Below are 25518 nucleotides of genomic sequence, written 5' to 3'. Positions count from 1 at the left end.
CTGCTGCTTGTTGAATTCAGTCATTTCAGTTGCGACATCTACATCAGAAATGCGTGATTCAGCAGCCTGAAGGTTTTCTTTCTGGATAGAGATGTTTTCAATAGTAGCGGTCAGGCGGTTCTGGGTAGAGCCGAGTTGAGCACGGATTTCATCTTTTTTGCTAATTGCAACTGTGATATTTTCCAAAGCCTTTCTAGCATTTTCTTGAGTTTCGATATTGTCACCTGCTTCTTGTCCAACACCAAGAGATTTTGCTGTAGCGGTGTTGATCTCAGCATCGTAACTATCTGTTTCTTGACTGCTTGTTCCAAAGTGCAGGCTAACTGTTACTAAATCTTCGGATTTAACTTCCAATTGAGTTGAAGATTTTTGTGCTTCTGAACCACTTTTCATGCCAATGGAAAGACCGTTGTTTGTCTTGGTGAGTGTAAATCGACCACCAGTGTTGTTGGAAATAGTGTCGCGGGTTTTTTGACCATCAGCATACTCTGCAGTGATGCGGAATTTGTTAGCGTCATCCATGATGTCAACTGTGGAACCAGTTTTTTCACCAAGAACAACTTCATCCCAAGTGTTTGTTTCGTCATTGAAGACTTCTATTTTGTAATCTTGAACTGGTTTTTTTTCTGTGCCGTAAGTATTCTTAAGCTCAGATTCAACAGATTTGATGTCGGTGATTTTTCCTGTTTTAATATTATGGGTAAACTCAGCTTTTGCACCAGCGACAGATGCAGAGTTGTCTTCAAAATGAGTCACTGCATCCGTAGTAACTGTTAAGCCAGACTGTGCAGTGTGTTCAAATGCTTTTGTTGCTGCGACTTCAGAGTGTACCTGAATTGCTGTGGTAGAGGCTGTGGCTGTTTCGATTGTAAAGTGGTTGGGTGCAGCTTTTTTTAAGGTGAATTTGCTGGAGGTGTTTGTGAATGTGTCACGAAGTAATTCCCCATCGTTGCTTTCTACTGTAATTCTTACCTCGTCACCTGCAGTTGCAGTTGCAGTGCCTGCGGCAGTGATGGTGGCAGTGATGTCCTTCCATTCGCCACCAGATGTGCGGGTTTCAATTATAACGTTAGCACCTTTATAAACGTTTGATGCAGCAGCCATAGTCGAACCTGTTGCAGAAAGGTCGATGTCTTTTATTTCTCCAGTCTTTGTGTCAATAGTACCTGTATCAATTGCGGCTTTCATACTGTTAACAACTGTCGCAAGCCCACTTCTTGATTTGTAAGTGAGTGTGTCGATTGTGCCGTCAGAAGTTACAGTTTGGATACCGTTTTTATCGGAGGGGCCACTTTTTTTGACATGTGTACTTTCAGTCACAGCTTCGTTTTTAAGCTGTTGGTTTCTCCATGTTTCGGTGTTGCCATAGGTCGAAACAGTATTTGCTTCGCGGGAACCTCCATTTTGGGCAACGCTTTGTTCAACTTTAGTTTCTTGGCCGCTTCCTGCTAGAAGCTTTCTGCCGTTGAAGTCAGTGTCAGAGGCGATACGCGTAATTTCGTCTGCCATCAACTGGTATTCTTTATTGATCATTTTACGTTGAACGTCAGTATATGTTCCGGAGGATGCCTGTTCGGCAAGCTCTTTCATACGGATGAGTTTTGCGTCAATAACACCGAGTGCTCCATCAGCTGTTTGAATCATGGAGACACCGTCGTTAGCGTTTCGAACACCTTGACCAAGGGCGGCTATATCAGCACGCATGAGTTCGCGGATTGCGAGACCTGCTGCATCATCTGAAGCAGAGCTAACACGAAGACCGGAAGACAAGCGCTGGGTAGATTTATTAAGCTTACCGTAATGTGTCTGGAGGTTACGGGTAACGTTGTTAGACATCAAGTTGTTGTTAATTGCTAAAGCCATAATAACTTCCTCCGTGAAGATATTAAATAATATTAGGTTTTTGACTCTCATCCATGAGCGCCGTGTTATGTACCTAATCGTCTATCGTTGGAAAAGGTTTAAGGAAAATAGTATTTTTTTTATTGATTATTGAAATTGATATAAAAATCACGTTTAAAAGTTTTAAAGTAAAACTTTTTGTTAATCAAACAAAAAAGATGTGTCTCAGGTTTTAAAGTAGTAAATTCAGAGTATTAAGACAGTATAGCTGATGTTTTGATAGTGATTTTAAAACAACATAATGAGCTGTAGTTATTTTGTGGGAAAGTGTTATCTAATAAATGTTATCAGATGTTGTTCTCCTTTTGCCGTTGTACCGTGCAATAAAAAAGAAGACCCCCTGTCTCATTCGAGACAGGGGGTAGGCTAGCATGTAAGAGAACTAAGGCGTATTAGCCAAGAAGTTTCTGAGCCATTTTTGGCAAGTTGTTTGCCTGAGAAAGCATGGATACTGCTGCGTTAGCAAGAATCTGCTGCTTATTGAATTCAGTCATTTCAGTCGCTACGTCTACATCAGAGATGCGGGACTCAGCAGCCTGAAGGTTTTCTTTCTGGATAGAGATGTTTTCAATGGTAGCTGTCAGGCGGTTCTGGGTTGAACCAAGCTGTGCACGAATTTCATCTTTTTTACTGATTGCAACTGTGATGTTTTCCAATGCTTTTCTAGCATTTTCTTGAGTTTCGATGTTGTCTCCTGCTTCTTGTCCAACACCGAGAGCTTTTGCAGTTGCTGTATTGATTTCAGTATCGTAGCTATCTGTTTCCTGGCTGCTCGCCCCGAAGTGCAAGCTAACTGTGACTAAATCTTCGGATTTAACTTCCAGTTGAGTTGAAGATTTTTGTGCTTCTGAGCCAGTTTTCATGCCAATGTCAAGACCATTGCTTGTCTTGGTGAGTGTGAAACGGCCACCAGTGTTGTTGGAAATGGTATCGCGGGTTTTCTGGCCGTCAGCATATTCAGCGGTGATGCGGAATTTGTTTGCGTCGTCCATGATGTCAACAGTGTCACCGTCTTTTCCACCAAGAACAACTTCATCCCAAGAGTTTGTTTTTTCGTTAAAGACTTCAATTTTGTAGTCTTGAACTGGTTTTTTCTCTGTTCCGTAGCTGTTTTTGAGTTCGGATTCAACGGTTTTGATACCGTCAATCTTCCCAGTTCGAGCATTGTGAGTTAACTCAGCTGTTGCACCTGATACAGACGCGGAGTTATTTTCGAAATGTGTTACTGCATCTGTAGTGACTGTTAATCCAGACTGTGCAGTGTGCTCAAATGTTTTTGATGCCGCAACTTCTGATTTTACCTGAATAGAGGTGTTAGATGCCGCTGTTGTTTCAATTGTAAATGTATCAGCAGCTGTCTTTTTTAAGGTGAATTTGTTGGCATTATTTGTAAATGCATCACGAATTATGCTACCATCAGCTTGTTCAACAGAGATTCTAACGTCGTCCCCGTTGTTGGCAGTGTCAACGCCTGCTGCTGTGATGGTGGCGGTGATGTCTTTCCACTCGCCGCCTGCTGTGCGAGTTTCAATTTTAATGTTAGCGCCCTTGTAAGTGTTGTCAGCGGCTGCCATTGTTGACCCACCAGCAGCAAGTGTAAGGCCTTTTACCTCACCGGTCTTAGTGTCAATGCTGCCTGTAGCTGCTGTTGTTCCGATATTGTTTACAACTTTTGCCAGACCACTTCTTGAGTCGTAAGTAAGTGTGCCTGCAGTGCCGTTTGCAACAATGGTTTGTATACCGTCTTTATCAGTGGCGCCGCTTTTTGTAATATTGGCGTCACCTGTTACTGCTTCTTTTTTAAGCTGCTGGTTTCTCCATGTTTCGGTGTTACCATGTGTAGAAACTTTGGTTGCTTCGGCTGTTCTAGTAGTGCTGTCTTGTGCAACACTTTGCTCAACTTTAGTGTCTTGGCCACTACCAGCAAGAAGCTTTCTGCTGTTGAAGTCAGTGTCAGAGGCAATTCGAGTGATTTCATCAGCCATCAACTGGTATTCTTTGTTGATCATTTTACGCTGAACATCGGTGTAAGTACCGGATGATGCCTGTTCGGCAAGCTCTTTCATGCGAATGAGTTTTGCGTCAATAACGCCGAGTGCGCCATCAGCGGTTTGGATCATGGAAATACCGTCGTTAGCATTGCGAACTCCCTGACCTAAAGCAGCAATGTCCGCACGCATCAGTTCGCGAATTGCGAGACCTGCTGCGTCGTCAGAAGCAGAACTAACGCGAAGACCTGAAGATAATCTTTGCGTGGACTGGTTGAGTTTGCCATAGTGCGTCTGAAGGTTGCGAGTGACGTTGTTAGACATCAGGTTGTTGTTAATTGCTAAAGCCATAATAACTTCCTCCGTGAAGATATTGAATAAAGTTTATAATCGGCTCTCATCCATGAGTGCCGTACTATTATATCTTATCGTCTTCATTTAAAAAAAATTAAAAAAAAATTATTTTATTTTTAAATCCAAAGTAATTTTTAATATCAATATGTTATGTTGACGGTAACGTAAAAAAGCTCCTGTTTTATTAAACAGGAGCTTTTTTTGTAAGATGACGTAATCGAGAAGTTTAATTTTTAATGAAACATGGTCGCACGAAGCTTTTGTAGAGCCGTGTGGTGGATGCTGCGAACAGTCTGAGGATGGATGTCGAGCTTTTGTGCAGCCTCTACTGCGGTAAGCTCCTCTCCGTATAAGCATCGAAGAACACTTTTTTGCCGAGTTGAAAGAATGTGAAATGGCACTTCCGGAAGATCAAGCAGGTTTGACATCTCTGTGCTAAGTTCTGGCTGCTCGTCAATTGCATCATATAAATAAGTGCGGTCTGTCCGGATGAAATCAATAGCTGCGCTTCGGGATACAACCGCAAGCCATGTCTTTAAACTACCGCGTGAGCTATCCCAGCTTTGTAAGAGTTTGCATTCAGATTTAATGAGGCGGAAAAAAATGTCCTGTACAACATCATCCTTTGCGGCTGTTGATGCACCATGATGATTCAGAGTCCATGATACTGCATGATTGATGATAGCGCTGTAATCAGCCACAAAACGATTCCATGCGGTTTGGTTACCCTCAAGGCATAATTTAACAAGACGCTCATCCGCTGTATTGTTTTTAGCGGTTGTGGTGCACTGAGTAGGAGCAGCAGGCTGTCTCGCAATAATAGTAGTTTCCATATAAACCTCCAAGTGTGTTCTTTCCTAAGAAGGCGGCGGAAAAATTTGCCACACGAGAGGTGAAATTTAGAATTACTGTGAATAAAGCATAGAGTGTGCCAAAAATGAGGGTTCTTTCTCTTTTCTTTTTGTTAAGACTTCATTACAAGCCTAACTCAGTGGTTATCGAGATGTTTGCGTATATATAATGATACGATAATGTGCTTGAAACCACTTGGCATCGATTTTGTATAATTAAACATAGAAGGCGGGTGACGGAAAAAAGTGCCCACAAGGAATAAATATGTACTCTCTATTGTTGGTTGATTCAGAAATCGAAGCGCGGAACGCTTATGTCCAATCATTAAAGGATGAGCGTTTTACTTGTACCATATGCGAAAGTGCGACAGAGGTTGCAGCATTGGAGCTTACCGGTGCGTATGATCTGCTGATAATGGATATGGATTTACCAGATACGAATGGATTTGACTTTTTGGCATCGTTACGTAGTCAGTCGCATATTCCTATTGTTGCCTTGTCATCACGATCTGAACTTGTTGATAAGATTGTCGCGCTGGAAATGGGAGCAGATGAGTATCTACTGAAGCCTGTTCACGAAAGGGAATTAATTGCCCGCGTTCGAAGTCTTCTTCGAAGAAGCCGTACAAAATATGTTGGCTCAGTTGCCCGCAGCCGTACTTACGTATTCGATGGTGTCGAAATTGATACCAGTGCACGGCTTGTTCGGCGTGATGGGGAGAGTATCGGGCTGACGCAGGTTGAATATGTTATTTTTGAAATGTTGATTGATGCTGCGGGGCAAACTGTTTCTCGTGAGATGATTTCTCTTAAAGCTTTAGGAAAAGAGCTTGAGCCATATGATCGCAGCATTGACGTCCATATAAGCAAGCTTCGAAAAAAACTCGGAAACGTTTCGGATCGATCCGAACGTATTGTAACCGTTCGCGGTGTCGGCTACTTTTATAGCATGCCACAAGAAAAAGCTGCTGGATAGCTGCGCATGGAAGCCTGTCTGGCTTGCATGTTTCTCAGGTGGAGCAACTTGCTGCTTCGTACATATAATTACCTGTGCTTGTTGCTTCACGTTACAGCAATAGTTTATCTCTTTGAATTTTCATTAAACTGAAGGCTTGATAATTTTTATAATCACGCCTGTATATATAATGTTACAATACTGCGTATAAGCTGAGGATGATCGTCCTCAGCTTTTTTGTTTTTCTGCTTTTGGTGCGAAACAAGTAGTAAGGAGCATGAGCACAGATCGTATTTTATTGTTTGATACAGTTATCGCACTTGCATCTGGCTGGAACATGTTGGGTGTGAGTGGTTGATAGATCAAACACCATTGGGGCATGTGCTTAGGTATAAAAGTGTATTATGACTGACAAAAATACATGAATTTTCTTGCAGTGAATGTAAGCAGCATGTAACTGCCTAAGTAAGTATTTTATTTACCCTGTGTAAGATAAGGCTGTTAGCCTTGAGGCATCTTTCTACTTGCACACGGCGGGTGGAGAGCGTGGGTGTAACGGTGGCGATGCCACCACAATTTACAGGTTTCCGGTGCGGCAATGCCAAAGAAGAATAAAGGCCAAACTCTTGTGTGTGTGTATCCGGATTGGTGTAAGGGATGCGGACTATGTGTTGCATTCTGTCCGGGTAAGGTTCTTCAACTTAATGCGCTTGGCAAGGCAGAAGTAGTTCAGCCGGAAGAGTGTATTAACTGTGGTTTTTGTGAACTTCATTGTCCTGATTTTGCAATTGCGGTCAGACCAAAATGTAGCAGTAACGGTATGCATTGTAGAACCAGCTGTGAGCCGGGTGAAACTGGTGGTGCTGGGGTGGCAAGCGAATCGAGCGAATCCGAGAAAATTCCACAAAAAGCAGTAGCAGAGGGCTAGGTATGGCTCACAAAAGGCGTAGAAAAAGAAAAGAATTATTCGCACAAGGCAACGAGGCTGTTGCTCAGGGCGCATTACTGGCAGGGTGCACATTTTATGCGGGATACCCTATTACACCGTCGACAGAAATAATGGAGATTATGGCGCAACGCCTGCCACGGACTGAAGACGGTGTTTTTTTACAAATGGAAGATGAGATTGCCAGCATGGGAGCGGTAATTGGCGCTTCTTTGACTGGTCGCAAAGCGATGACAGCAACGTCTGGTCCGGGGTTTTCCCTTAAGCAGGAGCTGATCGGATACGCGTGTATGGTTGAAGCTCCGCTTGTGATCGTCAATGTTATGCGTGGCGGACCAAGTACTGGCTTACCGACGTCACCTGCTCAGGGAGATGTACAGATGGCGCGATGGGGAACCCACGGTGACCATCCAGTCATTGTGCTTTCAGCCTCAACCGTTCCTGAATGTCTGGAAATGACAGTCGTTGCTTTTAATATGGCAGAGAAATATCGCACTCCTGTAATTCTGCTTATTGATGAAGTGACTGCCCATACAAGGGAAAAAATTACCATCCCGTTCGAAGATGAACTGGAAGTGTTGTCCCGCATGCAACCAGCTGTGCCGCCTGAATGGTTCAAGCCGTATGCGGAAGCTGCTCGTGGTGTGCCTGCCATGGCTGCCATCGGGCAGGGATATCGCTGTCATGTTACTGGGCTTACTCACGATCAAATGGGCTACCCGACTTCACGACCAGATGAGGTTAATGAGTTTATGACCCGTTTGTTCCGAAAAATTGATAATTACTACCATGATGTCATTTTAGTTGATGAATATTGCCTTGAGGACGCTGAATATGCTGTTGTCGCGTATGGCTGTGTTGCCCGCTCTGCTCATCATGCTGTGGATCAGGCTCGTGAACGAGGGTATAAGGTGGGATTGCTGACACTAAAAACGCTGTTCCCGTTTGCCCGTCCGGCTGTAGAAAAGCTGTGTATGCAGTGTGGGCATTTGCTGGTTCCTGAAATGAATATGGGACAGATTTCTCGTGAAGTGAAACGAGTAAACAACGGACATACCCGTATCCGTACACTTAATCGTGTAGATGGGCAGATTATTACTCCGTCTGAAATTCTTAAAGCAATATTGTAGGTATGATATGTCTGACGTTACAAAACTTATTCACGACTATTTGCGGCATAACAAAAAGTTTCCGCATGTGTTCTGTGCTGGTTGCGGACATGGCATTGTTCTTGGGTCACTTGTACGCAGCGTACATGCCTTGCAGCTTCATAAAGACAATGTGGTCATAGTTGCCGGTATCGGCTGTTCTGGTCGCATGGCGGTGTATGTTGATTTTAACACTGTGCATACCGCACACGGGCGTGCTCTTACTTTTGCCACTGGTATTAAAATGGCAAACCCAGAACTTAATGTAATCTGTGTAATGGGAGACGGCGACGCCATGTCTATTGGCGGGAACCATCTCATTCATGCAGCACGCAGAAATATCGGTGTGACTGCTCTAATTTTGAATAACCAGATTTACGGAATGACAGGGGGGCAGTGTTCTCCTGCTACACCTCAAGGTGATTTGTCTATGACTTCTCCTTTTGGGTCACTAGAACAGCCTTTTGATACAGTTGAACTTGCAAAGGCTGCTGGAGCTAACTTTGTTGCCCGCAGTACTTCGTTTCATGCAAATCAATTAGATAAACTGATGCAGCAAGCCATCATGCATCCGGGATTTTCTGTGCTTGAAGCACTGTCGCCATGTCCGACGCAGTATGGTCGAAAAAATAAATTCCGTAGTGTTGTTGATATGTACAACTGGTTAAAAAAGAACACTGTCAAAGTGGAAAATTTGAAAGAAGGCGATACCCGTATCCCGACAGGCGTATTCCAGAATCTCGATAGACCGGGGCTTGAAGAGCGTTACGATGAGTTGCGTCAGTCCTTGCAGGCGAAGGAGTAAAGCACATGAAAGAGCTACAGCAGATAGATCGTTTTGAAATTCGGTTGTCTGGCACTGGCGGTCAGGGGCTGATTACTCTCGGGCGCGTACTTGGACATTCTCTTGCGTTGGGACATGGGTATAATGTGACCCAGACACAAAGTTACGGACCTGAAGCCCGTGGTGGTTCCAGCCGTGCGGATGTCGTTATTAGTAGTTCAGCTATTAGTTTTCCAAAAACAGAAAATTTGGATTTGCTTGTGGCATTGTCTCAACCCGCGTGTAATGCTTATTACCGCTTTTTAAAACGTGGTGGTGTGTTGCTGGTTGATTCTGAGCTGGTACAGCATGCGCCAACAAACCAATTTGTGGGGCTGCCTTTTACGAAGCTCGCTAAGGATAAGATTGGTAACGAATTAACGCTAAACACAATTGTTCTTGGGGCAGTGACTCATTTACTTGCGTTTGCAGAGCCGCGAATTGTCCGCAAATCGTTAGAAGAAACGTTACCTCCTAAAATTCAGGCATTGAATGTCAAAGCATTCAATCTTGGACTGCGTGAGGCAAAGCGTCATCTTGGTGAAGCTCCTAAAATCTGGCAAACAGCAGCAGAGAATGGAGTTGAGGATGAAGCGGAAGGATTTGAAGATTAGGGTGTTATGTTAAAAATTCTACATGCTTTTGTTGCTGCGACACGTAAAGGTTGACTTTGTTTGTGCGTTGTCGCCGTGGCATAACTGTATGAGTGGATGCGTGGTGATGAGACTTCGCTTTCTGTATTTTCTTGCACCAAAGCCAATAGCGTAGTACGCAGACCTCAATATTTTTAGATTGCGAGGAGTAGTATGAGCAGTACAATTGAAGAACTCACTATTAACTATGAAGAAGGTGACCTCCTTATTGTAAAAGAACTTGATAAAGAAGTTCTTACCAAGGGGGCATGGACCACTATTATTTTCCGTTACCAGCAGTGGGACAACAAAAAAGATGATTACGGACCGGAAAAATATATGATCCGCCGTTACCGTAAGATGAACGGTGAGTATCGTGCTCAGTCTAAATTCAATATTTCCAGCCCGGATCAAGCTAGAAAAATCATAGCGACATTAACCAAATGGGTTGAAGACGTCGAATAGACCGTACCATATATCTATCTAGAAGCTCTCGCAGGATGTTCTCCAGCGGGAGCTTTTTAATTGTCTTGAATTGATATTTCATTTATGGGAAATATCTTGTTAAAAAAATGAATATTAATTCATAGAATGAATGAGGAATATATGAGTACAGGTTCGACTGCACTTTCTCGTAAAGAACGCGAACGAGAGCAGCATAGAAAAGATATTATTGATGCCGCAATGCGCCTGTTTGCGAAGCAGGGATACCACTCGGTGTCGATGCAGGAAATTGCCGCAGAGGCAGAATTTGCGACAGGAACGCTCTATAAATTTTTCCCGGGTAAGCGCGAGTTATTTAGAGAGATTATGGTCGGCGTGATTGCAGATATCACGAGCGAATTGCGCCCTGTTTGGAGTAGCGAAGGCGACCCCATGGCGATAATAACAAAATTTTTGCAGGCGAGACGAGTCGCTTTTAACAAGCGGCATGAATATATTTTGTTGTACAACATGGTCGGTAACGGTTTTGGCTCCTCCGGTGATGAAGTTGTTGATGCACTGATTGCTGAGCGCCGAAAGGAAGTTGAAAACAACTTGATTACGTTGTTTACAAAAGGGATAGAGCAGGGGCTTTTTAAGCCGGTGAATGTAGAAGTTCTTGCCCGCTTATTTGAAGATTTTTGTCAGACAATCATTCGAAGTGAAGCTGTTCGCGGTGAGCTTGATGAAGAGACAATGGCTTCTATAAAAGATTTATTTCTTAATGGGATATTAGCTTAGCAGGATAGTAATATGTTTCGAAAAATACTAGTTATTGCTTTATGTATTGTGCCGTTGCTGACCGGTTGTAAGGAAGAAAAGGTTGCAGATGTTATTAGACCTGTAAAAGCCATGAAGATTGCACCAGCAGATCAGGTTGCAACACGAGTTTTTCCTGGCAAGGTAGAAGCTACATCTGAGGTCGCGTTGGCGTTTCGTGTAAGTGGACAGTTGATTAGCTATCCAGTGACAAGAGGGCAGTATGTGAAAAAGGGCAGCTTGATTGCTGCGCTTGATACCACCGACTACCGCATACAAGTACGTAGACTTGAAGCACAGTTGGTGGGTGCAAAAGCTGCTTTAAAAGAAGCGCACTTGCGCTATACGCGCTATGGTAAGCTTTTCGAAGAAGATAATGCCGCGAAAGCATCGTTTGACCAAGCAGAAGCCACATACAAGACTACTGAAGCTAAGGTTAAGTCTTTAGCTGAACAGTTGAATAAAGCTAAAACCGATCTTGCATATGCTTCGCTGAAAGCGCCATTTAGTGGATATATTTCTACTAAATACATGGATAATTATCAGACAATCAAAGCTGGTCAGCCTGTTGTTAAATTGCAGGATATTGAGATGCTCGAAGTGACTATCGGGTTACCAGATAACCTGATTATCCGTCAGAATGAGCTGCAAGGTATAACAGTAGACCTTGAAGCATTCCCCGGTAACCACATTGAAGCACAGGTCAAAGAACTTGCATTCGATGCAGAGCCGGAGACCCGCACATACCCTCTGACAGTGCAGTTCAAGCGTCCGAAAGATATTAGCTTTCTTCCGGGGATGGCAGCAAATGTGACATTACATTTCGCAAAAGAAAATACGAGCGCTCATTATATTTTGCCAGAAACCGCAGTGGTAGCGGACAAAGAAGGTTTATCAACAGTGTGGGTGTACAATACAGAATCCACTTCTGTTGAACGCCGTTCAGTTAAGGTCGGTCAGGTCTTTTCGAGTGGGATCGAAGTTATCAACGGATTGCAGCAGGGTGAGTGGGTTGTAATTGCTGGTGCACATTACTTATCTGCTGGGCAAAAAGTTCGTCTTCTCGATTCTGGAAAGTAGGGTGCTGCAATGAACTTAGCTGAGTTATCTATTAAAAAGCGCGCCATAACACAGTTTGTGGTGTTGCTGCTTTTCATTGCTGGTGCGTACTCATATTTCCAAATGGGTAAACTGGAAGATCCAGAATTTACGCTTAAAACAGCTATTGTTATTACACAATACCCTGGTGCCAGCACCGTTCAGGTGGAAGAAGAGGTCACAGACGTACTGGAAACAGCTATCCAGCAGATGGAAAGCTTGAAGCATGTACGCTCTATGTCCCGTCCGGGGCTTTCGGTTGTTTGGGTTGATATTCAAGAAAGCAAACGCGCGAGAGAACTACCGCAGATATGGGACGATTTACGCAAAAAAATGCGTGATGTGACTCCCACCCTTCCACCGGGCGTACGAGCACCAATGGTCAAAGACGACTTTGGCGATGTGTACGGCGTGTTTCTTACAGTCACTAGCGATGGTTTTTCCTATGCAGAGCTGAAAAAACAAGTCGATGAGCTGCGCAAAGAGCTTTTGCTGGTGAAAAACGTAGCAAAAGTGGAAATATGGGGCGCACAGCGAGAGTGTATCTATGTAGATATGTCCAGTACATCTCTTGCCGAACGCGGTATTCCACCTGCATCTGTTTTTAATGCATTAGATAAACAAAATATCGTTATAGATTCCGGTAACATTAATATCGGACGCGAACGATTACGCCTTGCCGTTAATGGAGAATTCAACAGCGTAGAGGCTGTAGGTAACCTTATCATCAGCCGTGGTGCTTCTGATAAAATGGTATTGCTTCGTGACATTGCAACAATCCGTAAAGGATATGTTGAGCCAGTCTCAAAGCAGATGCGATTTAATGGAATGCCGTCATTGGGCATTGCTGCATCTACAGTATCAGGCGGTAACGTTATTAAGATGGGTGAAGCGGTTAAAGCTCGCATTAACGAGTTGAAGCAATTTTTACCTATCGGGATGGAAATTTCCGTCGTTGCAATGCAGTCTGATCTTGTTCAGAAATCTATCGACGAATTCATGATGAACCTTGGCGCAGCGCTACTTATTGTTGTTGCCTTATTGTTTATTTTCATGGGCGTACGCAGCGGTATGTTGATCGGCTTAGGTTTGCTGCTGACGATTGCGACAACCTTTCTTGTCATGCGCATGCTTCATGTTGACCTGCAACGAATTTCGTTGGGTGCATTAATTATTGCATTGGGGATGCTGGTAGATAACGCCATTGTTGTTACCGAAAGTATGCTTATCAAGCTTCAGCTGGGTAAAAGCAGGCTGGACGCTGCAAAAGAAACCTATTCCGAAACAGCATGGCCGTTACTTGGCGCGACTATTGTTGCTGCGTTGGCATTTTTGCCAGTGTATCTTGCAGACAACAACACAGGTGAATTTTGTGAATCATTGTTTGTTGTTGTAGGTGTCTCTTTGCTGGTGAGTTGGCTGCTGGCGATGACGGTATCAGCACTGTGGTGCTATATTGGCTTAAAAGTACCTGAAAACTTGCAGGGCAAAGATCCATACGCGGGAATTTTCTTTACAGTTTATAGAAAAATGCTGGATTTCAGTATCCGCTTCCGATGGGTAACGCTGGCTACTATGGTTGTGTTGCTCTTTTTAGCTGTAACCAACTTTAAATATGTTGATAAAACATTTTTCCCTGAATCTCGTCGTCCGCAGTTGATTGTGGATTACTGGCTACCTGAGGGAACAAACGTTGATATAGTATCGGAAGATTTATACGCACTGGAAAAATCGCTGTTGCAGTTTCCTACAATCGCAGATGTTGCTTCATTCGTCGGCGGTGGCGGAACTCGTTTCTATCTTTCGCTGGAACCTGAGTTTGCAAATTCATCGTACGGGCAGCTGATCCTTAACATCAATGATGCCGAACGGCTTGATGAAACAATTGAGTTTATTCAAAAAGAATTAGATGAAAAATTCTTGTACGCGGAGCCGCGAGTACGCAAGTTTCCGCTTGGTGCTGCTGCAAAATTTAAAGTTGAAGCTCGGTTCAGAGGTCCAGATAGAAAAGTACTGCATGACCTTGCAGAACAGGCAAAGGCAATTATGCTTGCCGAGCCTACAACAAAATATGTTCGTGATGACTGGCGCCAGCCTGTGAAAGTGATTGAGGCAGAATATTCTCAGGCACGTGGTCTGCGTGTCGGGGTGACTCGTGCTGATGTTGCTCAGGCGTTGAAGCGTGGGTACGATGGCATCACAATGGGAGTGTATAGGGAAGAAAACAAATTACTTCCTATTATTATGCGTCCTCCGGCAACAGAACGCCGTCGTGTCGAAGACATGCAGATGCTTCAGGTCTATAACAAAATGTCACCGCAGGGAATTCCTATGGGGCAGCTTGTTTCTGATGTAAAGACAACTTGGGAAGAATCTACGGTTCGTCGTAGAGATCATCAGCGCGCAATTACGGTTCAGTGTGACCCTCGCGTTGGGACAGCAGAGACGCTGCGCCGTAAACTTCAACCTGCTATCGAAGCATTGACTCTGCCTCCTGGGTATACTCTTGAGTGGGGCGGTAGCTGGGAGAAGTCAAACGAATCCCGTTCTTACGTTGGCAAAGGGCTTCCTGTAACATTTTTGCTGATGGCACTTGTCGTTGTTATGCTGTTTAACGCGTATCGCCAGCCGCTGATTATTGCCTGTGTCATTCCGCTTTCAATTATCGGTGTTACAAGCGGGCTGTTGCTTACAAGGCAGCCATTCGGCTTCTTAGCTTTGCTTGGTTTCTTATCCTTGTCAGGCATGTTGATTAAGAACGCGGTAATTTTGATCGACCAGATTGATGCAGAGATTGCTGCTGGTAAAGAGCCATATGCAGCTGTGCTGGATTCATCCGTAAGTCGTATCCGCCCTGTACTCATGGCAGCTATGTCAACAGTACTTGGGATGCTTCCTCTTGTTATTGACAGGTTCTGGGCATCCATGGCGGTAACAATTTGCTTTGGTCTTACCTTTGCGACTGTACTTACACTGATTGTTGTGCCGGTTCTGTACACCTTGTTCTTCAGAATTACTCGTACTGTTAAGAGTTAATTCGGGTTTATGAACATCTAACTGCCTCGTCTTAAAACGTTTATTTGTACTAATGTAAAAGACGGGGCAGTTTTTGAACCTACATTAGAAAGAAAATAGACGTAAAAAAAGCCGCTCATATCCATGAGCGGCTTTTTTTACGTGTGTATAATCTCGGCTATTATGAATCACAAAGAACTGAAACAGCACATGCCCCAGGTCCACTGTAGCAGCCAAGTACGGGAGCTGCTTGCAGTTCAAATTCAATATCGGAATGAAATTCTTTTTTAATCATGTCTGTAAGGCGCTTTGCCTTTTCAGGTGCTTCAACATGTGTAATTGCAAAACGCAGGTTGGTTTTGCCTTGAACACGTTTTTTGAGAAGCTTAATGAGACGTGCTTCTGAATGACGAACGCCGAAGCATTTTGCGACAATACCACACAAGCCTTCGTTGCGGGTTGCAAACTCAAGGACAGGCTTAATGTTGAAGAGCTTAGCAATGGTACCAATGTTTTTGTTCAGACGACCGCCTCTTACTGCGAAGTCCACAGTATCCATTGCAACCAGTACAAAAACATTTTTACGCATCTCTTCAACTTTCTCTGCAATCTCTTTGGCACCTTTGCCTTGCTGGGCAAGTTTTGCCGCTTCAAGAGTAACAAGACCGAGACCGCCTGTTACTGTGTAGGTGTCGATAGCATGCGGATCATCAAGAATAGAAGCACCCATGTTTTTAGAAGACTGGAAGGTTCCGCTATGGATTGCCATAACGTGCATTGCCAGTACTTCTTCGTAATCTGCGTTAAGTTTTTCGTAGAGTGCTTTGTAATGCCCTGGAGAAGGCTGGGAGGTTTGTACTGATTTAGAATCAGCAAGCTTTTTATTAAATTCTTCAGTAGAAATATCTACTTTATCCAGCAGTTCGTTACCGTCCATGTACAGTTTTAACGGTGCTACGTGGATGTCATATTTCTTGATTAACTCATCAGGAAGGTCACAAGTTGAGTCTGTAAGAATGCCTGTGCGCTGTTCTTTCACCGTGAGAAGGTTTCTGTGCTGTTCCAGCATATCTTCTTTTTTATGGTGAGATACTTCGCCGTATTCCGCTGCAATTTGGAAAACGGTTTCAGGCTCGTTTGTATGTACATGCACACGAACTTTTGAAGATGTGCCTGCAACGACAAGAGAGTCGCCAAGTTCACCGACTTCTTTACGCAGTGCATCTCTGTCAATGCCTTCACCGGAAATCATACATTCTGTGCAGAAGGAGTAGGTAAGGCTATCAACAGCTACACGGTCATGTACGCCCGCGGACGGTTCAGGAATGATACTTTGCTCTTCTTGTCTGTTAAGGCTTCCGCGTTCTGTAAATTCAACAATGCCTTCAAGCAGGTATACAAAGCCCAACGCTCCGGCATCAACAACGTCCGCAGCTTTTAAAGAAGCAAGTTTTTCTTTAGTGGCGAGAACGGATTCTTTTGCATGCTCAAGTGAGTCATACAAAAGATCATGGAAGTTGTTGTAATTTTGGTGGTTGGCGGAGAGATGATCCGACCAGTCACGAATAACAGTAAGGATAGTACCTTCTTTAGGTTCGGAAATAGCTTCGAGAGCACGCTTTGATGCATTGGAGGCAGCATCAGAAAAATCTTTAAGAGTAACGCGCTGAAGTCCTTTCACGCCTTCAGAAAAACCGCAAAAGAATTGAGCAAGAATAACACCGGAGTTGCCACGGGCACCGAGTAAAGCACTTTCTGCAATTACTTCACTCATTTTGCCAATAGACTGGTCAAGGGTGTCGGCAGATTTTTTAACAACGTTATCCATTGTTCCTGCCATGTTGCTGCCTGTGTCTCCGTCTGGAACAGGAAACACATTAATATCATTAAGATGACCATGTTTTTCAATGAGACGTTTCGCAGCAGCGTTAACAACTCGTTTGAAGCGAATACCGTCTAGATATTGAATTCGTGTAGATGATGACTTCAAGCTAATCTCCTTAAGCGGCCTGTAAAAAGCGCAATAGCCACACTCCTATAATTGAGAAAGTTTATTAAGGCAAGGTGAACAGTGTTTGCGATCCAAGAAAAAAAGTTTTTATAGTTGTGGATTCCCTCAATATCTGAAAAGTCACGGCTGGACATTATAGGTTCAATTGCATACATATGGACGGTACTGGTCGAGGAGTGTCTTTTTTGTAGTTTTGCAGGCTGGATATCAGGCTGCGATTTTTTTCGGCTGTTTTATGTCATTAGTTGACCAGTACAAATGTAAGACTGCGCGGTAGATACTAAAATTTGTGCCGCTGGTTAGCAGGGGGTATGACTCCTTGCACTGGAATTTGTTTATTTGTGTTAAATGTTTAGTGTTACATGATGTCTGGAGGTTTTTTTGCAGACTCAAGTACTTATTATCGGTGCAGGCGCAACCGGCACCGGTATATTCCGTGACTTAGCCCTTAGGGGCGTAGAATGCATGCTTATTGAGCAGCGTGATGTCAATGCTGGTGCATCCGGCGGCAACCACGGTTTGCTTCACAGTGGTGCCCGTTATGTAGCCACTGACCCGCATTCTGCAAATGAGTGTAAGGTTGAAGGGGACATCATCAAAGAATTTGCCCCTCACTGCGTTGAAAATACAGGCGGCTTGTTTGTCGCAGTGAAAGGTGATGATGAAGATTATGTCAAACAGTTCCCTATTAACTGTGAAAATGCTGGAGTACCATGCAGGGAAATTAGCCCTGAAGAAGCATTGGAACTTGAGCCAAACCTTAACCCTGATGTTATTGCAGCCTATGAAGTAGAAGACGCATCTATCGATCCGTTTAAGCTTTCACTGGAAAACGTTGCAGACGCTGAAGCACACGGGGGTGTGTACAAGCGTTATGTAAAACTGCTTGGCTTTAACAAAGAAGGTGGAAAAATTACCGGCGCCCGCGTGATTAATACACGTACCGGTGAAGAATCTGTCATCGAAGCTGAACAGTATGTAAACGCAACCGGTGCATGGGCTTCACATGTCGCAGAAATGGCAGGTGCCACTATTCGCATGACATATGCGAAAGGTAGCTTGCTCGTAACCCTTTCTCGACTGAACCATCGTGTTATTAACCGACTGCGTCCTCCGGGAGATGGCGATATTCTCGTTCCTGGCGGTACAGTTTCCGTATTAGGTACCACTTCTGTTCGTGTTGAAGATCTTGATAACGTGGCTCCGTCCATCGAAGAGATCAACCGCAACATCGATCAGGGCGCCCAGATGGTACCTGCTTTGGATACCTGCCGTTACGTTCGTGCATATGCCGGTGTTCGCCCGCTTGTGCAGCTTGGTGAATCTTCAAGTGACCGTGCTGCTAGCCGTGGCTACGCACTTATTAATCACGAAGAAGAAAACCTTGAGAACTTTATCACCATTACAGGTGGTAAACTTACAACATACCGCCTTATGGCAGAACGATGTGCTGACCTTGTTTGTAACCGACTTAAGGTTGATGCTCCTTGTCTTACTGGTGGTAGTGTCCTTCCTGATTATGTACAGACCGAATGGGCAGAACCTTCCATCCTTACTAAACGTGAGTGGATGCGTCGCCATCAGTCTGATGACTACCTTCTTTGCGAATGCGAAATTGTACCTAAGAGTGCTGTTGACGCTATCCTTGATTCCTTCGGTCCAGATGAAAAACCGCGTATTCAGGCGGTTGGTCTGCGTAGCCGTGTAGGTAAAGGCTCTTGTCAGGGTGCATTCTGCGGTGCGCGTATTGCTGCTCACATGTACGACCGTGGTCTTTTCGAAGGCGACGCAGGCGTAGACAGCATGCGCGATTTCCTTTCTAAGCGTTGGAAGGGACAGCGTCCTATCCTTTGGGATGCTCAGTTCAATCAGGCAGAACTTAAAGAAGCACTGTACTTCGGTCTTCTTAATCTGGAAATGGATTAGAGGGTGATATGAGCAACTTGCCAGTCACTGAACGTGATCTTTTTGTAGTAGGTACCGGCATTGCCGGTATGTCCGCTGCTGTGTATGCGGCAAAGCGCGGTGTGTCTGTTTGTCAGGCAGGCAGTACCGGCGAAATCGTATTCTCCAGCGGCTTGTTTGATGTAATGGGTGTTCATCCTGTAGCAGAAAAAAAACTGTGGGATAACCCTTGGGAAGCTATGGCAGCTGTTGCTGCTGATATGCCTAATCATCCTTACGCGCATGTGTCTCGTGAAGATGTTGAAAAAGCATATGGTGAACTGTTTGATTTCCTTTCCGAGTTCGGTCTTGAATACCGTATGGTGAAAGATGCAAACAGCAAAGTAGTTACCCCTATCGGTACAGAAAAAACTACATGGGCTGTTCCAGCTACCATGTGGGCAGGTGTGGAGGCGTTTAAAAACAACACACCTGCGTTGCTGATCGATTTTGAAGGACTTCGTGAATTTAGCGCAAAACAGGTTGCGACTACTCTTGGTGACAAGTGGTCTAACCTTAAAACAATGCGCCTTGAATTCCCAGACCCTTCTGCTATGAAGCCTATTTTGACAGGCACCATGGCACAGTCTATGGAAATCAAAGAAGTTCGTGAAAGCTTGTACGACCTTATTAAACCGCATCTTTCTGGTGTGGAAGCTGTAGGCGTACCAGCTATTCTTGGTATTTACACCCCTGGTGAAATCCTTGAAGAGATGGAAAAAGAGCTTGGCGTAAAAGTCTTCGAACTCCCGACTTTACCGGCTTCCGTGCCGGGTATGCGTTTAAAAAGCCTTTTTGAAGGAAGAATTAGTACCTTAGGTGTTGATTTAAAGCTACAACATAGGGTATTTTCTGTAACCCCACTCGAAGATGGTCGCTATGAAGTGACTCTCGGTGTGCAGGCTCCAACGGAAAAAGTGATTGCCACTGGCGTTGTGCTTGCTACCGGACGTTTCCTCGGGGGCGGACTGTTTGCTAACAGACATCACATTGTGGAGACTGTGATGGATCTGCCAGTACAGCAGCCTGCTGACCGTGAAGAGTGGCACCGTACCGATCTACTCGACCCGCGTGGACACAAAGTAAGTTCCGCAGGTGTAGAGGTCGATTCTTCATTCCGCCCAGTCGATGAAAATGGAAAAGTTGTACATGAGCGTGTATACGCTGTCGGCTCTCTGTTAGCTCATCAGGATTGGATGCGAATGAAATGTGGAACTGGCATTGCGGTTGCTAGTTCACTCCGTGCTGTTGAAGCATTTGTTGCCCAGCAGTAACATTACTGTTTAGTTTCATTCAGTTTTATTGTTAGCCTTACCTTAAAAGTGGAGGATCACTATGGCTAAGTACATTGGCGCTGTTGACCAGGGAACTACAAGCTCACGTTTCATTATTTTTGACAAAAAAGGTCGCATTGTCGGCATGGATCAAAAAGAGCATGAGCAGATTTTCCCTAAGCCGGGCTGGGTAGAGCATAACCCAATGGAAATTTGGGAGAATACTCAGGAAGTAATTAAAGGTGCTTTGCAGAAGTCTGGATTGAAAGGTTCCGACATCGCTGCCATCGGTATTACCAACCAGCGTGAAACTACTGTTATCTGGGACAAAGCTACAGGTAAACCTTACTATAATGCTATTGTTTGGCAGTGCACACGTACTGACCAGATTTGTAAGGAGTTGATGGCTGAAGGTGGACAGGATCGCTTCCGCGAAAAAACTGGGCTTCCTATTGCTACCTACTTCTCCGGTCCTAAAATGAAATGGATCATGGATAATGTACCTGGCGTTAGAGCTGCTGCTCGTAATGGTGACGCTCTTATCGGTACCATGGAAACTTGGATTATCTGGAACCTTACTGGCGGCGCACAAGGCGGCGCACATGTAACAGACGTATCCAACGCTTCCCGCACCATGCTTATGGATCTTGAAACTCTCGAATGGGATAAAGAAATCCTTGATATCATGGATGTCCCTGCAGAAGGTCTCCCACGCATCGTATCTTCTTCTGATAATGATACTTGGGGTACTACTGAAGAGAATGGTCCTCTTGGTGCACGCGTACCAGTTTGTGGCGCACTTGGTGACCAGCAGGCTGCACTTGTAGGGCAGGCTTGCTTTGACACTGGTGAAGCTAAAAACACTTACGGTACTGGTTGCTTTATGCTTCTTAATACCGGTACCAAGCCTATCCAGTCTAAACAGGGTCTTCTTACTACCGTTGGTTACAAATTCGGTAACGAAGAAACTGTATATTGTCTGGAAGGTTCTATTGCTATCGCTGGTGCTCTTATCCAGTGGCTGCGTGATAACCTTAACCTCATCAGCGCTGCACCTGAAGTTGAAGAACTTGCTAAGTCTGTGGAAGATAACGGCGACGTTTACGTTGTTCCTGCCTTCCAGGGCTTGTTTGCTCCGTACTGGCGTTCCGACGCTCGCGGCGTAATCGCAGGTCTTACTCGTTTCGCTAACAAAGGTCACATTGCACGTGCTTGTCTCGAAGCTGTTGCATACCAGACCCGTGACGTTATCGAAGCTATGAACAAAGACTCCGGTGTTGCTCTTAGCACTCTGAAAGTTGATGGTGGTATGGTAATGAACGAACTGCTCATGCAGTTCCAGTCTGATTCTCTGTGCGTACCTGTTGTTCGTCCTCAGGTTACAGAAACCACTTGTCTTGGCGCTGCATACGCAGCTGGTCTTGCTGTCGGTTACTGGACTAGCATTGAAGACCTGCGTGCAAACTGGGCAATCGACAAAACATGGGATCCGCAGCTTAGCAAAGACGAACGTGAAAAAGGATATGCTGGTTGGAAGAAAGCTATTACGCGTACTTTCGACTGGGTTGAATAATCCTTATTCACCACATGTAATTATAAGCGCACAGGGCAAACGCCCTGTGCGTTTTTTTTGTTGCACAGGTTAATAACAGAATAATTACTCCTGCATGGTAAAGTAGATAGCAAAGCAGGAGGCACGTTATGGGTTTATTGGATGGAAAAAAAGTACTGATGTTCGTAGGAGATCTTTTTGAAGATCTTGAGCTCATGTACCCTAAACTTCGCTTGATTGAAGAGGGCGCGGCTGTGGTTCTTGCCGGTCTGGATACAAATGCTACGTACAAAGGATATCATGGATATCCGGTGAAGGCAGATGTTCTGCTTTCGGATGTTAATCCGGACAATTTTGATATTTTGGTTCTTGCCGGTGGGTTTGCGCCTGATAAATTACGCCGTGATATGGATGTAAAAAAAATTACCCGTAAAATGCATGAGCAAGGCAAAACACTTGCATTTATTTGTCATGCAGGCTGGATACCTATTTCTGCGGGAATCGTTAAAGGCTATACTTGTACCTCTACGCGTGGAATTATTGATGACTTGGAAAATGCCGGTGCAAAATGGGTGAATGAATCAGTTGTTGTCGACCGTAATATGGTAAGCAGCCGAGCGCCCGATGATCTTCCAGCCTTTTGTAGAGCTATTATCCAGCATGCTAGCAGTCAGCAATAGGCATAAAAGAAAAAAATCCTCTGTAAGTTACTTGCTTACAGAGGATTTTTTCTTTTAATTTTCTGTCTGTTCGTCGGGTGGACAGTTCAGTGCTAGAAAGAACATGCCAACGCCTATGAGTGTCGCAGTGTAAAAAACGGCGGAAACGCCGCTGAAAACGAACGGGATTGAAAAGAGCGGAGGACTGATTGTCTGGGCAATACGTAGCACGCTGCCGTTAACAGCCATCACTGCCCCGCGTTTTTCCATAGAGGCAATTCCAGTTAATTTTGCAGCTAAATTAGGGAATGAAAGTCCTTGCCCCATGCCGAAGAAGCTGATTGGTATGGCAAGCATCCAAAAACTTTTTGGCAAAGGCATGGTTGCCATAGCTGCAAAAAAGAATACGGCAGCAAAGCATAGCATTGTCCGGACAGATACAAAACGGCGTAAGCGCCCAAGTTGCGAAGCTGCAACTCCAGTGAACAATGAAGAAACGCCAAACAAAAGACCAATACGGGATGGGCTGGCATTGAACGCATTATCAGCAAGAATTGGCACATATGTGATAATTGGACCGTACAAAATAGCGAACGTGCAGAGTGTCATTCCGAAAAGGACAAGTGCTTTTCGTGATGAAATGATGTGCGCAGTTTTTTTGAAGTAGCCAGAAATTGTTTCAGTGGATTTCGGGTTCGGCAGGTCAAGGTGCAAAGCGCAGAGTAGGGCAAGCGGCAGAGCCAGAATAGGCAACATAAATGGATACTGCCAGCCCAGTTCACCAAGGACACCGCCGATGAAAGGAAAAAGCGCTGTGCCGAGGCTTAAAACAGTTGCGTTGTAGCCCATTATTTTAAGGCGTTCTCTGCCCGTGTACAGATCGCCTGTGATGGTGGTGTATAAAAGGCTGATTGGCGCTGCGCCGATGCCTTGCAGCACACGTAAAAAAAGAATGGTTTGGTAATTTGTTGTGAGCGAACACGAGAATCCTGCAAGTCCAAAAAGTACGAGTGCCGGGATAAGGACAGCCTTTCTGCCGTATCTATCAGCAAGGATACCTGCAAGAGGCGTGAGAAAAATTCCCGGAAAAGTAAAGCTTGTGAGGAGTAAGCCGATTTCTGACATTGGGATGTGTAAAGAACGTCCAGCGCTTGGCAGAACAGGAAGGATGCTTGAAACACCCATGACAACGAAAAGGGTGATGCCAAAGAGCAAGAAGAGATTTTTATCTTTGAAAGAAAGTTTCATGCAGTGCTCGCAGTTGAAGAATAATGAAGTGCCAGACTTGTTTAGTTCTTGAGGTGCATAAGGTCAAGGTTGACGCAATTACAGAAAGCCTTGCAGAGCGAGCGTTTTGCTAATCTAGCAAGTGTTCTAGTGTTTTACAGTTGCATCTGTGAGTATTCCTTTATATTCTAGAGGCGGGGGAAAGACAGGAGAAAATGTATATGGAAAAGAAAGTCCGATGTCCTTATTGTCGAAAAGTTTTTCGGTGCAGAATCCGTTCAGTCCATGGAGACGGGCGCGTGATAGACATGGTTTGCCCCTATTGCAACGAGCAATTGATTTTGAAAAAGGATATGGTAGACCACAGTATTTAATAATAGTGGCTACTTGTTGTACAGGCAAAACGCCTCAGAAACATTTCTGAGGCGTTTTGTTTGGCGTGGTTAGGATGAGTTAGCTGTGTTTATGGTCTTCTTTTGCAAAAGTCATCAGCAGCAAGCAAAAAATCTGGCGTAGGTGAGCGGTAGAGATGGGTGTACGTTTCTTGTTGTGTTCTTGGCTGCGCAAGTAAGTGTGCTTCCATGTTTTTTCGCCCGAATGCGATGGCTTTTGTTGTTTCTGGAATGAATATATCAATCTGATTTTTTTTACGTTTTGCCATTAAGTCTTCTATTGTAAATACTCCCAGAGACTTGATGTAAACCTTTCTTCCGAATGTCCAGCCTTTGGCAAAAAGATCACGGGATACTGCAATTATTCCAGGGCGCACCTTGGTGTTATAGGCAGTTGTAAACGGAGTAGAGTCGGTCTCTGCCTTTCGCGGACTATATGCAGTGACTTTTACAATGCGTTTAGTACGGGAGTCATGTAGTGACTGCTGTGTGTTACGACCTATTGTAAGAGCTAGTTTTGTTTGTACAGATATATTACGCTGAGAAATTTGCATAGCACTAATTAGTTGATTCTGTGATTCAACTAAGTTTTTTAGTGTAGATATCTCTCGTTGGTGTTGATTAACAATGGTTATAACAACTAGTGAGATAATTATGTAGATGCAGTGTTTCATTTTGCGCTCATATATGTAAAAAGTATAGTGTGCGAGTTTTTACTATACAATAAAAAAAACGTCGGGCAACGTTCTTTTTACATTAAATTGTATATAGTTAGCAGTTGTAAGTGCACTAAACTATACTATGCATATAATGAAGAGCATGTAGAAGCTGTGTCCCCCAGTTGTTCGAGAGTATTTCAATTTTCAGTTTCAGAAAGTAAAAAAACGCCATGTAATTTTATTACAAGGCGTTAGCTTTAGACTTAAGTATCTTAGGTATATGTCTAGAGAATTAATAGAGTATGTAATCTTCGCAGGATACGATTTATCTTGGAATATAATCTCTATTGTATCCTTAAAGCACTATATAAAGGTGTGCTCGTGGAATTTTTTTCGCAACGAGAGCGTCACGAGTGTATTAATGGAGAGTGGCGATTCCGGCATCAAGGGCAACATCAGTTAACGCGAACATCTCCTCGCCGTGGTCGTATCCTGCAAGGTGTAGTGTGCCGTGCGCAATGAGGCGTAGGGCATGCTCAGCCCGCTCTTGACCATATAAAAGGCATTCCCGCTCTAAAGTGTCCATGGAGAGTGCCAACCAGCCGATGCCTTGTGTACTACCGTCGTCAGAAGCTGGAAATGAAAGAATGTTGGTAGGACCATCACATTGAAGGAAAGACGCGTTTAAATCTGCAATGGTTGCGTCATCGACAAGATTAATTTCAACGTCTTTACCGCTATGTCCGATGGCGGAAAGCATAGCTTCCATTGCATTGCGTAATTCACTGCGCGAAAAGGGAAGAAGCCAGTCAACAGACTGGCTTTTTTTTATCGTAATCATAGAGT

General features: G+C 44.3%; 19 protein-coding genes and 3 pseudogenes. 13 read left to right on the top strand and 9 right to left on the bottom strand.

From position 1 onward, the window contains the following. The 5 genes and pseudogenes from N4A56_RS11505 to N4A56_RS11485 all read right to left on the bottom strand — a co-directional run. Positions 1 to 393 (bottom strand): flagellin (locus N4A56_RS11505; RefSeq protein WP_295547432.1); only part of this gene is annotated, 393 nt, incomplete at its 3' end. Positions 394 to 1440: 1047 nt separating this feature from the next. Next, positions 1441 to 1863 (bottom strand): annotated as a pseudogene (locus N4A56_RS11500) (flagellin); the annotation flags it as partial. Between the two features lie 431 nt (positions 1864 to 2294). Beyond that, positions 2295 to 2600 (bottom strand): annotated as a pseudogene (locus N4A56_RS11495) (flagellin); the annotation flags it as partial. Positions 2601 to 3818: 1218 nt separating this feature from the next. After that, a pseudogene (locus N4A56_RS11490) lies at positions 3819 to 4241 on the bottom strand (flagellin); the annotation flags it as partial. Positions 4242 to 4477: 236 nt separating this feature from the next. Further along, on the bottom strand, positions 4478 to 5077 hold the full coding sequence (locus tag N4A56_RS11485; RefSeq protein ID WP_295547431.1) for an RNA polymerase sigma factor: 600 nt from the start codon (positions 5075 to 5077) through the stop codon (positions 4478 to 4480). 283 nt (positions 5078 to 5360) lie between these two features. On the opposite strand from N4A56_RS11485, the gene N4A56_RS11480 reads away from it, so the two are divergent. From N4A56_RS11480 to N4A56_RS11440, 9 genes are all read left to right on the top strand, one after another. Next, positions 5361 to 6071: a response regulator transcription factor gene (locus tag N4A56_RS11480; RefSeq protein WP_295547428.1), complete on the top strand. Its 711-nt coding sequence runs from the start codon at positions 5361 to 5363 to the stop codon at positions 6069 to 6071. A gap of 577 nt (positions 6072 to 6648) precedes the next feature. After that, positions 6649 to 6978 (top strand): 4Fe-4S binding protein, encoded by a 330-nt coding sequence (locus N4A56_RS11475; RefSeq protein ID WP_293668327.1) that lies wholly within the window; start codon positions 6649 to 6651, stop codon positions 6976 to 6978. 2 nt (positions 6979 to 6980) lie between these two features. Continuing rightward, positions 6981 to 8126, top strand: coding sequence for a 2-oxoacid:acceptor oxidoreductase subunit alpha (locus N4A56_RS11470; RefSeq protein ID WP_295547425.1), 1146 nt, complete (start codon positions 6981 to 6983; stop codon positions 8124 to 8126). Positions 8127 to 8133: 7 nt separating this feature from the next. After that, positions 8134 to 8949 carry a 2-oxoacid:ferredoxin oxidoreductase subunit beta gene (locus N4A56_RS11465; RefSeq protein WP_293668331.1) on the top strand — a complete coding sequence of 272 codons (816 nt, stop codon included), beginning with the start codon at positions 8134 to 8136 and terminating at the stop codon, positions 8947 to 8949. Positions 8950 to 8954: 5 nt separating this feature from the next. Further along, entirely contained in the window at positions 8955 to 9581 is a 627-nt protein-coding gene (locus N4A56_RS11460; RefSeq protein WP_293668333.1) for a 2-oxoacid:acceptor oxidoreductase family protein, read from the top strand. A gap of 192 nt (positions 9582 to 9773) precedes the next feature. After that, positions 9774 to 10064, top strand: coding sequence for a hypothetical protein (locus N4A56_RS11455; protein ID WP_293668335.1), 291 nt, complete (start codon positions 9774 to 9776; stop codon positions 10062 to 10064). Between the two features lie 141 nt (positions 10065 to 10205). Further along, the gene (locus tag N4A56_RS11450; protein ID WP_293668337.1) at positions 10206 to 10823 is read left to right on the top strand and encodes a TetR/AcrR family transcriptional regulator; all 618 of its coding nucleotides are present in this window, start codon (positions 10206 to 10208) and stop codon (positions 10821 to 10823) included. Between the two features lie 12 nt (positions 10824 to 10835). Continuing rightward, positions 10836 to 11921 carry an efflux RND transporter periplasmic adaptor subunit gene (locus N4A56_RS11445; RefSeq protein WP_295547422.1) on the top strand — a complete coding sequence of 362 codons (1086 nt, stop codon included), beginning with the start codon at positions 10836 to 10838 and terminating at the stop codon, positions 11919 to 11921. Positions 11922 to 11930: 9 nt separating this feature from the next. Beyond that, positions 11931 to 14975: an efflux RND transporter permease subunit gene (locus N4A56_RS11440; protein ID WP_295547419.1), complete on the top strand. Its 3045-nt coding sequence runs from the start codon at positions 11931 to 11933 to the stop codon at positions 14973 to 14975. Positions 14976 to 15135: 160 nt separating this feature from the next. Here the strand turns inward: N4A56_RS11440 and N4A56_RS11435 are convergent, their stop codons facing one another. Then, positions 15136 to 16944, bottom strand: coding sequence for a DegV family protein (locus N4A56_RS11435; RefSeq protein ID WP_295547416.1), 1809 nt, complete (start codon positions 16942 to 16944; stop codon positions 15136 to 15138). Between the two features lie 402 nt (positions 16945 to 17346). Here N4A56_RS11435 and glpA point away from each other — a divergent pair, with 402 nt between their 5' ends. From glpA to N4A56_RS11415, 4 genes are all read left to right on the top strand, one after another. Then, positions 17347 to 18891 (top strand): anaerobic glycerol-3-phosphate dehydrogenase subunit GlpA, encoded by a 1545-nt coding sequence (gene glpA, locus N4A56_RS11430; protein ID WP_293667870.1) that lies wholly within the window; start codon positions 17347 to 17349, stop codon positions 18889 to 18891. Between the two features lie 8 nt (positions 18892 to 18899). Next, complete coding sequence (glpB, locus tag N4A56_RS11425) at positions 18900 to 20183, top strand: glycerol-3-phosphate dehydrogenase subunit GlpB (protein WP_295547413.1); 1284 nt, start codon at positions 18900 to 18902, stop codon at positions 20181 to 20183. 61 nt (positions 20184 to 20244) lie between these two features. Continuing rightward, positions 20245 to 21756, top strand: a complete 1512-nt coding sequence (gene glpK, locus N4A56_RS11420) for a glycerol kinase GlpK (RefSeq protein ID WP_295547411.1) — start codon at positions 20245 to 20247, stop codon at positions 21754 to 21756. 128 nt (positions 21757 to 21884) lie between these two features. Continuing rightward, positions 21885 to 22415, top strand: a complete 531-nt coding sequence (locus tag N4A56_RS11415) for a type 1 glutamine amidotransferase domain-containing protein (RefSeq protein WP_295547409.1) — start codon at positions 21885 to 21887, stop codon at positions 22413 to 22415. A 54-nt stretch (positions 22416 to 22469) separates the two neighbouring features. Here N4A56_RS11415 and N4A56_RS11410 read toward each other — a convergent pair whose 3' ends face one another. The 3 genes from N4A56_RS11410 to ybeY all read right to left on the bottom strand — a co-directional run bounded on the left by N4A56_RS11410 (position 22470) and on the right by ybeY (position 25513). Then, complete coding sequence (locus tag N4A56_RS11410) at positions 22470 to 23642, bottom strand: MFS transporter (RefSeq protein ID WP_295547407.1); 1173 nt, start codon at positions 23640 to 23642, stop codon at positions 22470 to 22472. A gap of 442 nt (positions 23643 to 24084) precedes the next feature. After that, positions 24085 to 24687 (bottom strand): 3D domain-containing protein, encoded by a 603-nt coding sequence (locus N4A56_RS11405; protein WP_295547406.1) that lies wholly within the window; start codon positions 24685 to 24687, stop codon positions 24085 to 24087. A 403-nt stretch (positions 24688 to 25090) separates the two neighbouring features. After that, entirely contained in the window at positions 25091 to 25513 is a 423-nt protein-coding gene (gene ybeY / locus N4A56_RS11400; RefSeq protein WP_295547405.1) for an rRNA maturation RNase YbeY, read from the bottom strand. Positions 25514 to 25518 lie beyond the last annotated feature (5 nt).

The organism is Halodesulfovibrio sp. (assembly GCF_025210605.1).
Classification (GTDB): domain Bacteria; phylum Desulfobacterota; class Desulfovibrionia; order Desulfovibrionales; family Desulfovibrionaceae; genus Halodesulfovibrio.
Note: the sequence above shows the minus strand (reverse complement) of the source record. Positions and strands in the feature narration are given on the sequence as shown.

Excerpts from the sequence above, each read along its gene's own strand:
- N4A56_RS11485 (WP_295547431.1), bottom strand. The coding sequence starts at position 5,077 with ATGGAAACTACTATTATTGCGAGACAGCCTGCTGCTCCTACTCAGTGC.
- N4A56_RS11480 (WP_295547428.1), top strand. The coding sequence starts at position 5,361 with ATGTACTCTCTATTGTTGGTTGATTCAGAAATCGAAGCGCGGAACGCT.
- N4A56_RS11475 (WP_293668327.1), top strand. The coding sequence starts at position 6,649 with ATGCCAAAGAAGAATAAAGGCCAAACTCTTGTGTGTGTGTATCCGGAT.
- N4A56_RS11470 (WP_295547425.1), top strand. The coding sequence starts at position 6,981 with ATGGCTCACAAAAGGCGTAGAAAAAGAAAAGAATTATTCGCACAAGGC.
- N4A56_RS11465 (WP_293668331.1), top strand. The coding sequence starts at position 8,134 with ATGTCTGACGTTACAAAACTTATTCACGACTATTTGCGGCATAACAAA.
- N4A56_RS11460 (WP_293668333.1), top strand. The coding sequence starts at position 8,955 with ATGAAAGAGCTACAGCAGATAGATCGTTTTGAAATTCGGTTGTCTGGC.
- N4A56_RS11455 (WP_293668335.1), top strand. The coding sequence starts at position 9,774 with ATGAGCAGTACAATTGAAGAACTCACTATTAACTATGAAGAAGGTGAC.
- N4A56_RS11450 (WP_293668337.1), top strand. The coding sequence starts at position 10,206 with ATGAGTACAGGTTCGACTGCACTTTCTCGTAAAGAACGCGAACGAGAG.
- N4A56_RS11445 (WP_295547422.1), top strand. The coding sequence starts at position 10,836 with ATGTTTCGAAAAATACTAGTTATTGCTTTATGTATTGTGCCGTTGCTG.
- N4A56_RS11440 (WP_295547419.1), top strand. The coding sequence starts at position 11,931 with ATGAACTTAGCTGAGTTATCTATTAAAAAGCGCGCCATAACACAGTTT.
- glpB (WP_295547413.1), top strand. The coding sequence starts at position 18,900 with ATGAGCAACTTGCCAGTCACTGAACGTGATCTTTTTGTAGTAGGTACC.
- glpK (WP_295547411.1), top strand. The coding sequence starts at position 20,245 with ATGGCTAAGTACATTGGCGCTGTTGACCAGGGAACTACAAGCTCACGT.
- N4A56_RS11415 (WP_295547409.1), top strand. The coding sequence starts at position 21,885 with ATGGGTTTATTGGATGGAAAAAAAGTACTGATGTTCGTAGGAGATCTT.
- N4A56_RS11410 (WP_295547407.1), bottom strand. The coding sequence starts at position 23,642 with ATGAAACTTTCTTTCAAAGATAAAAATCTCTTCTTGCTCTTTGGCATC.
- N4A56_RS11405 (WP_295547406.1), bottom strand. The coding sequence starts at position 24,687 with ATGAAACACTGCATCTACATAATTATCTCACTAGTTGTTATAACCATT.
- ybeY (WP_295547405.1), bottom strand. The coding sequence starts at position 25,513 with ATGATTACGATAAAAAAAAGCCAGTCTGTTGACTGGCTTCTTCCCTTT.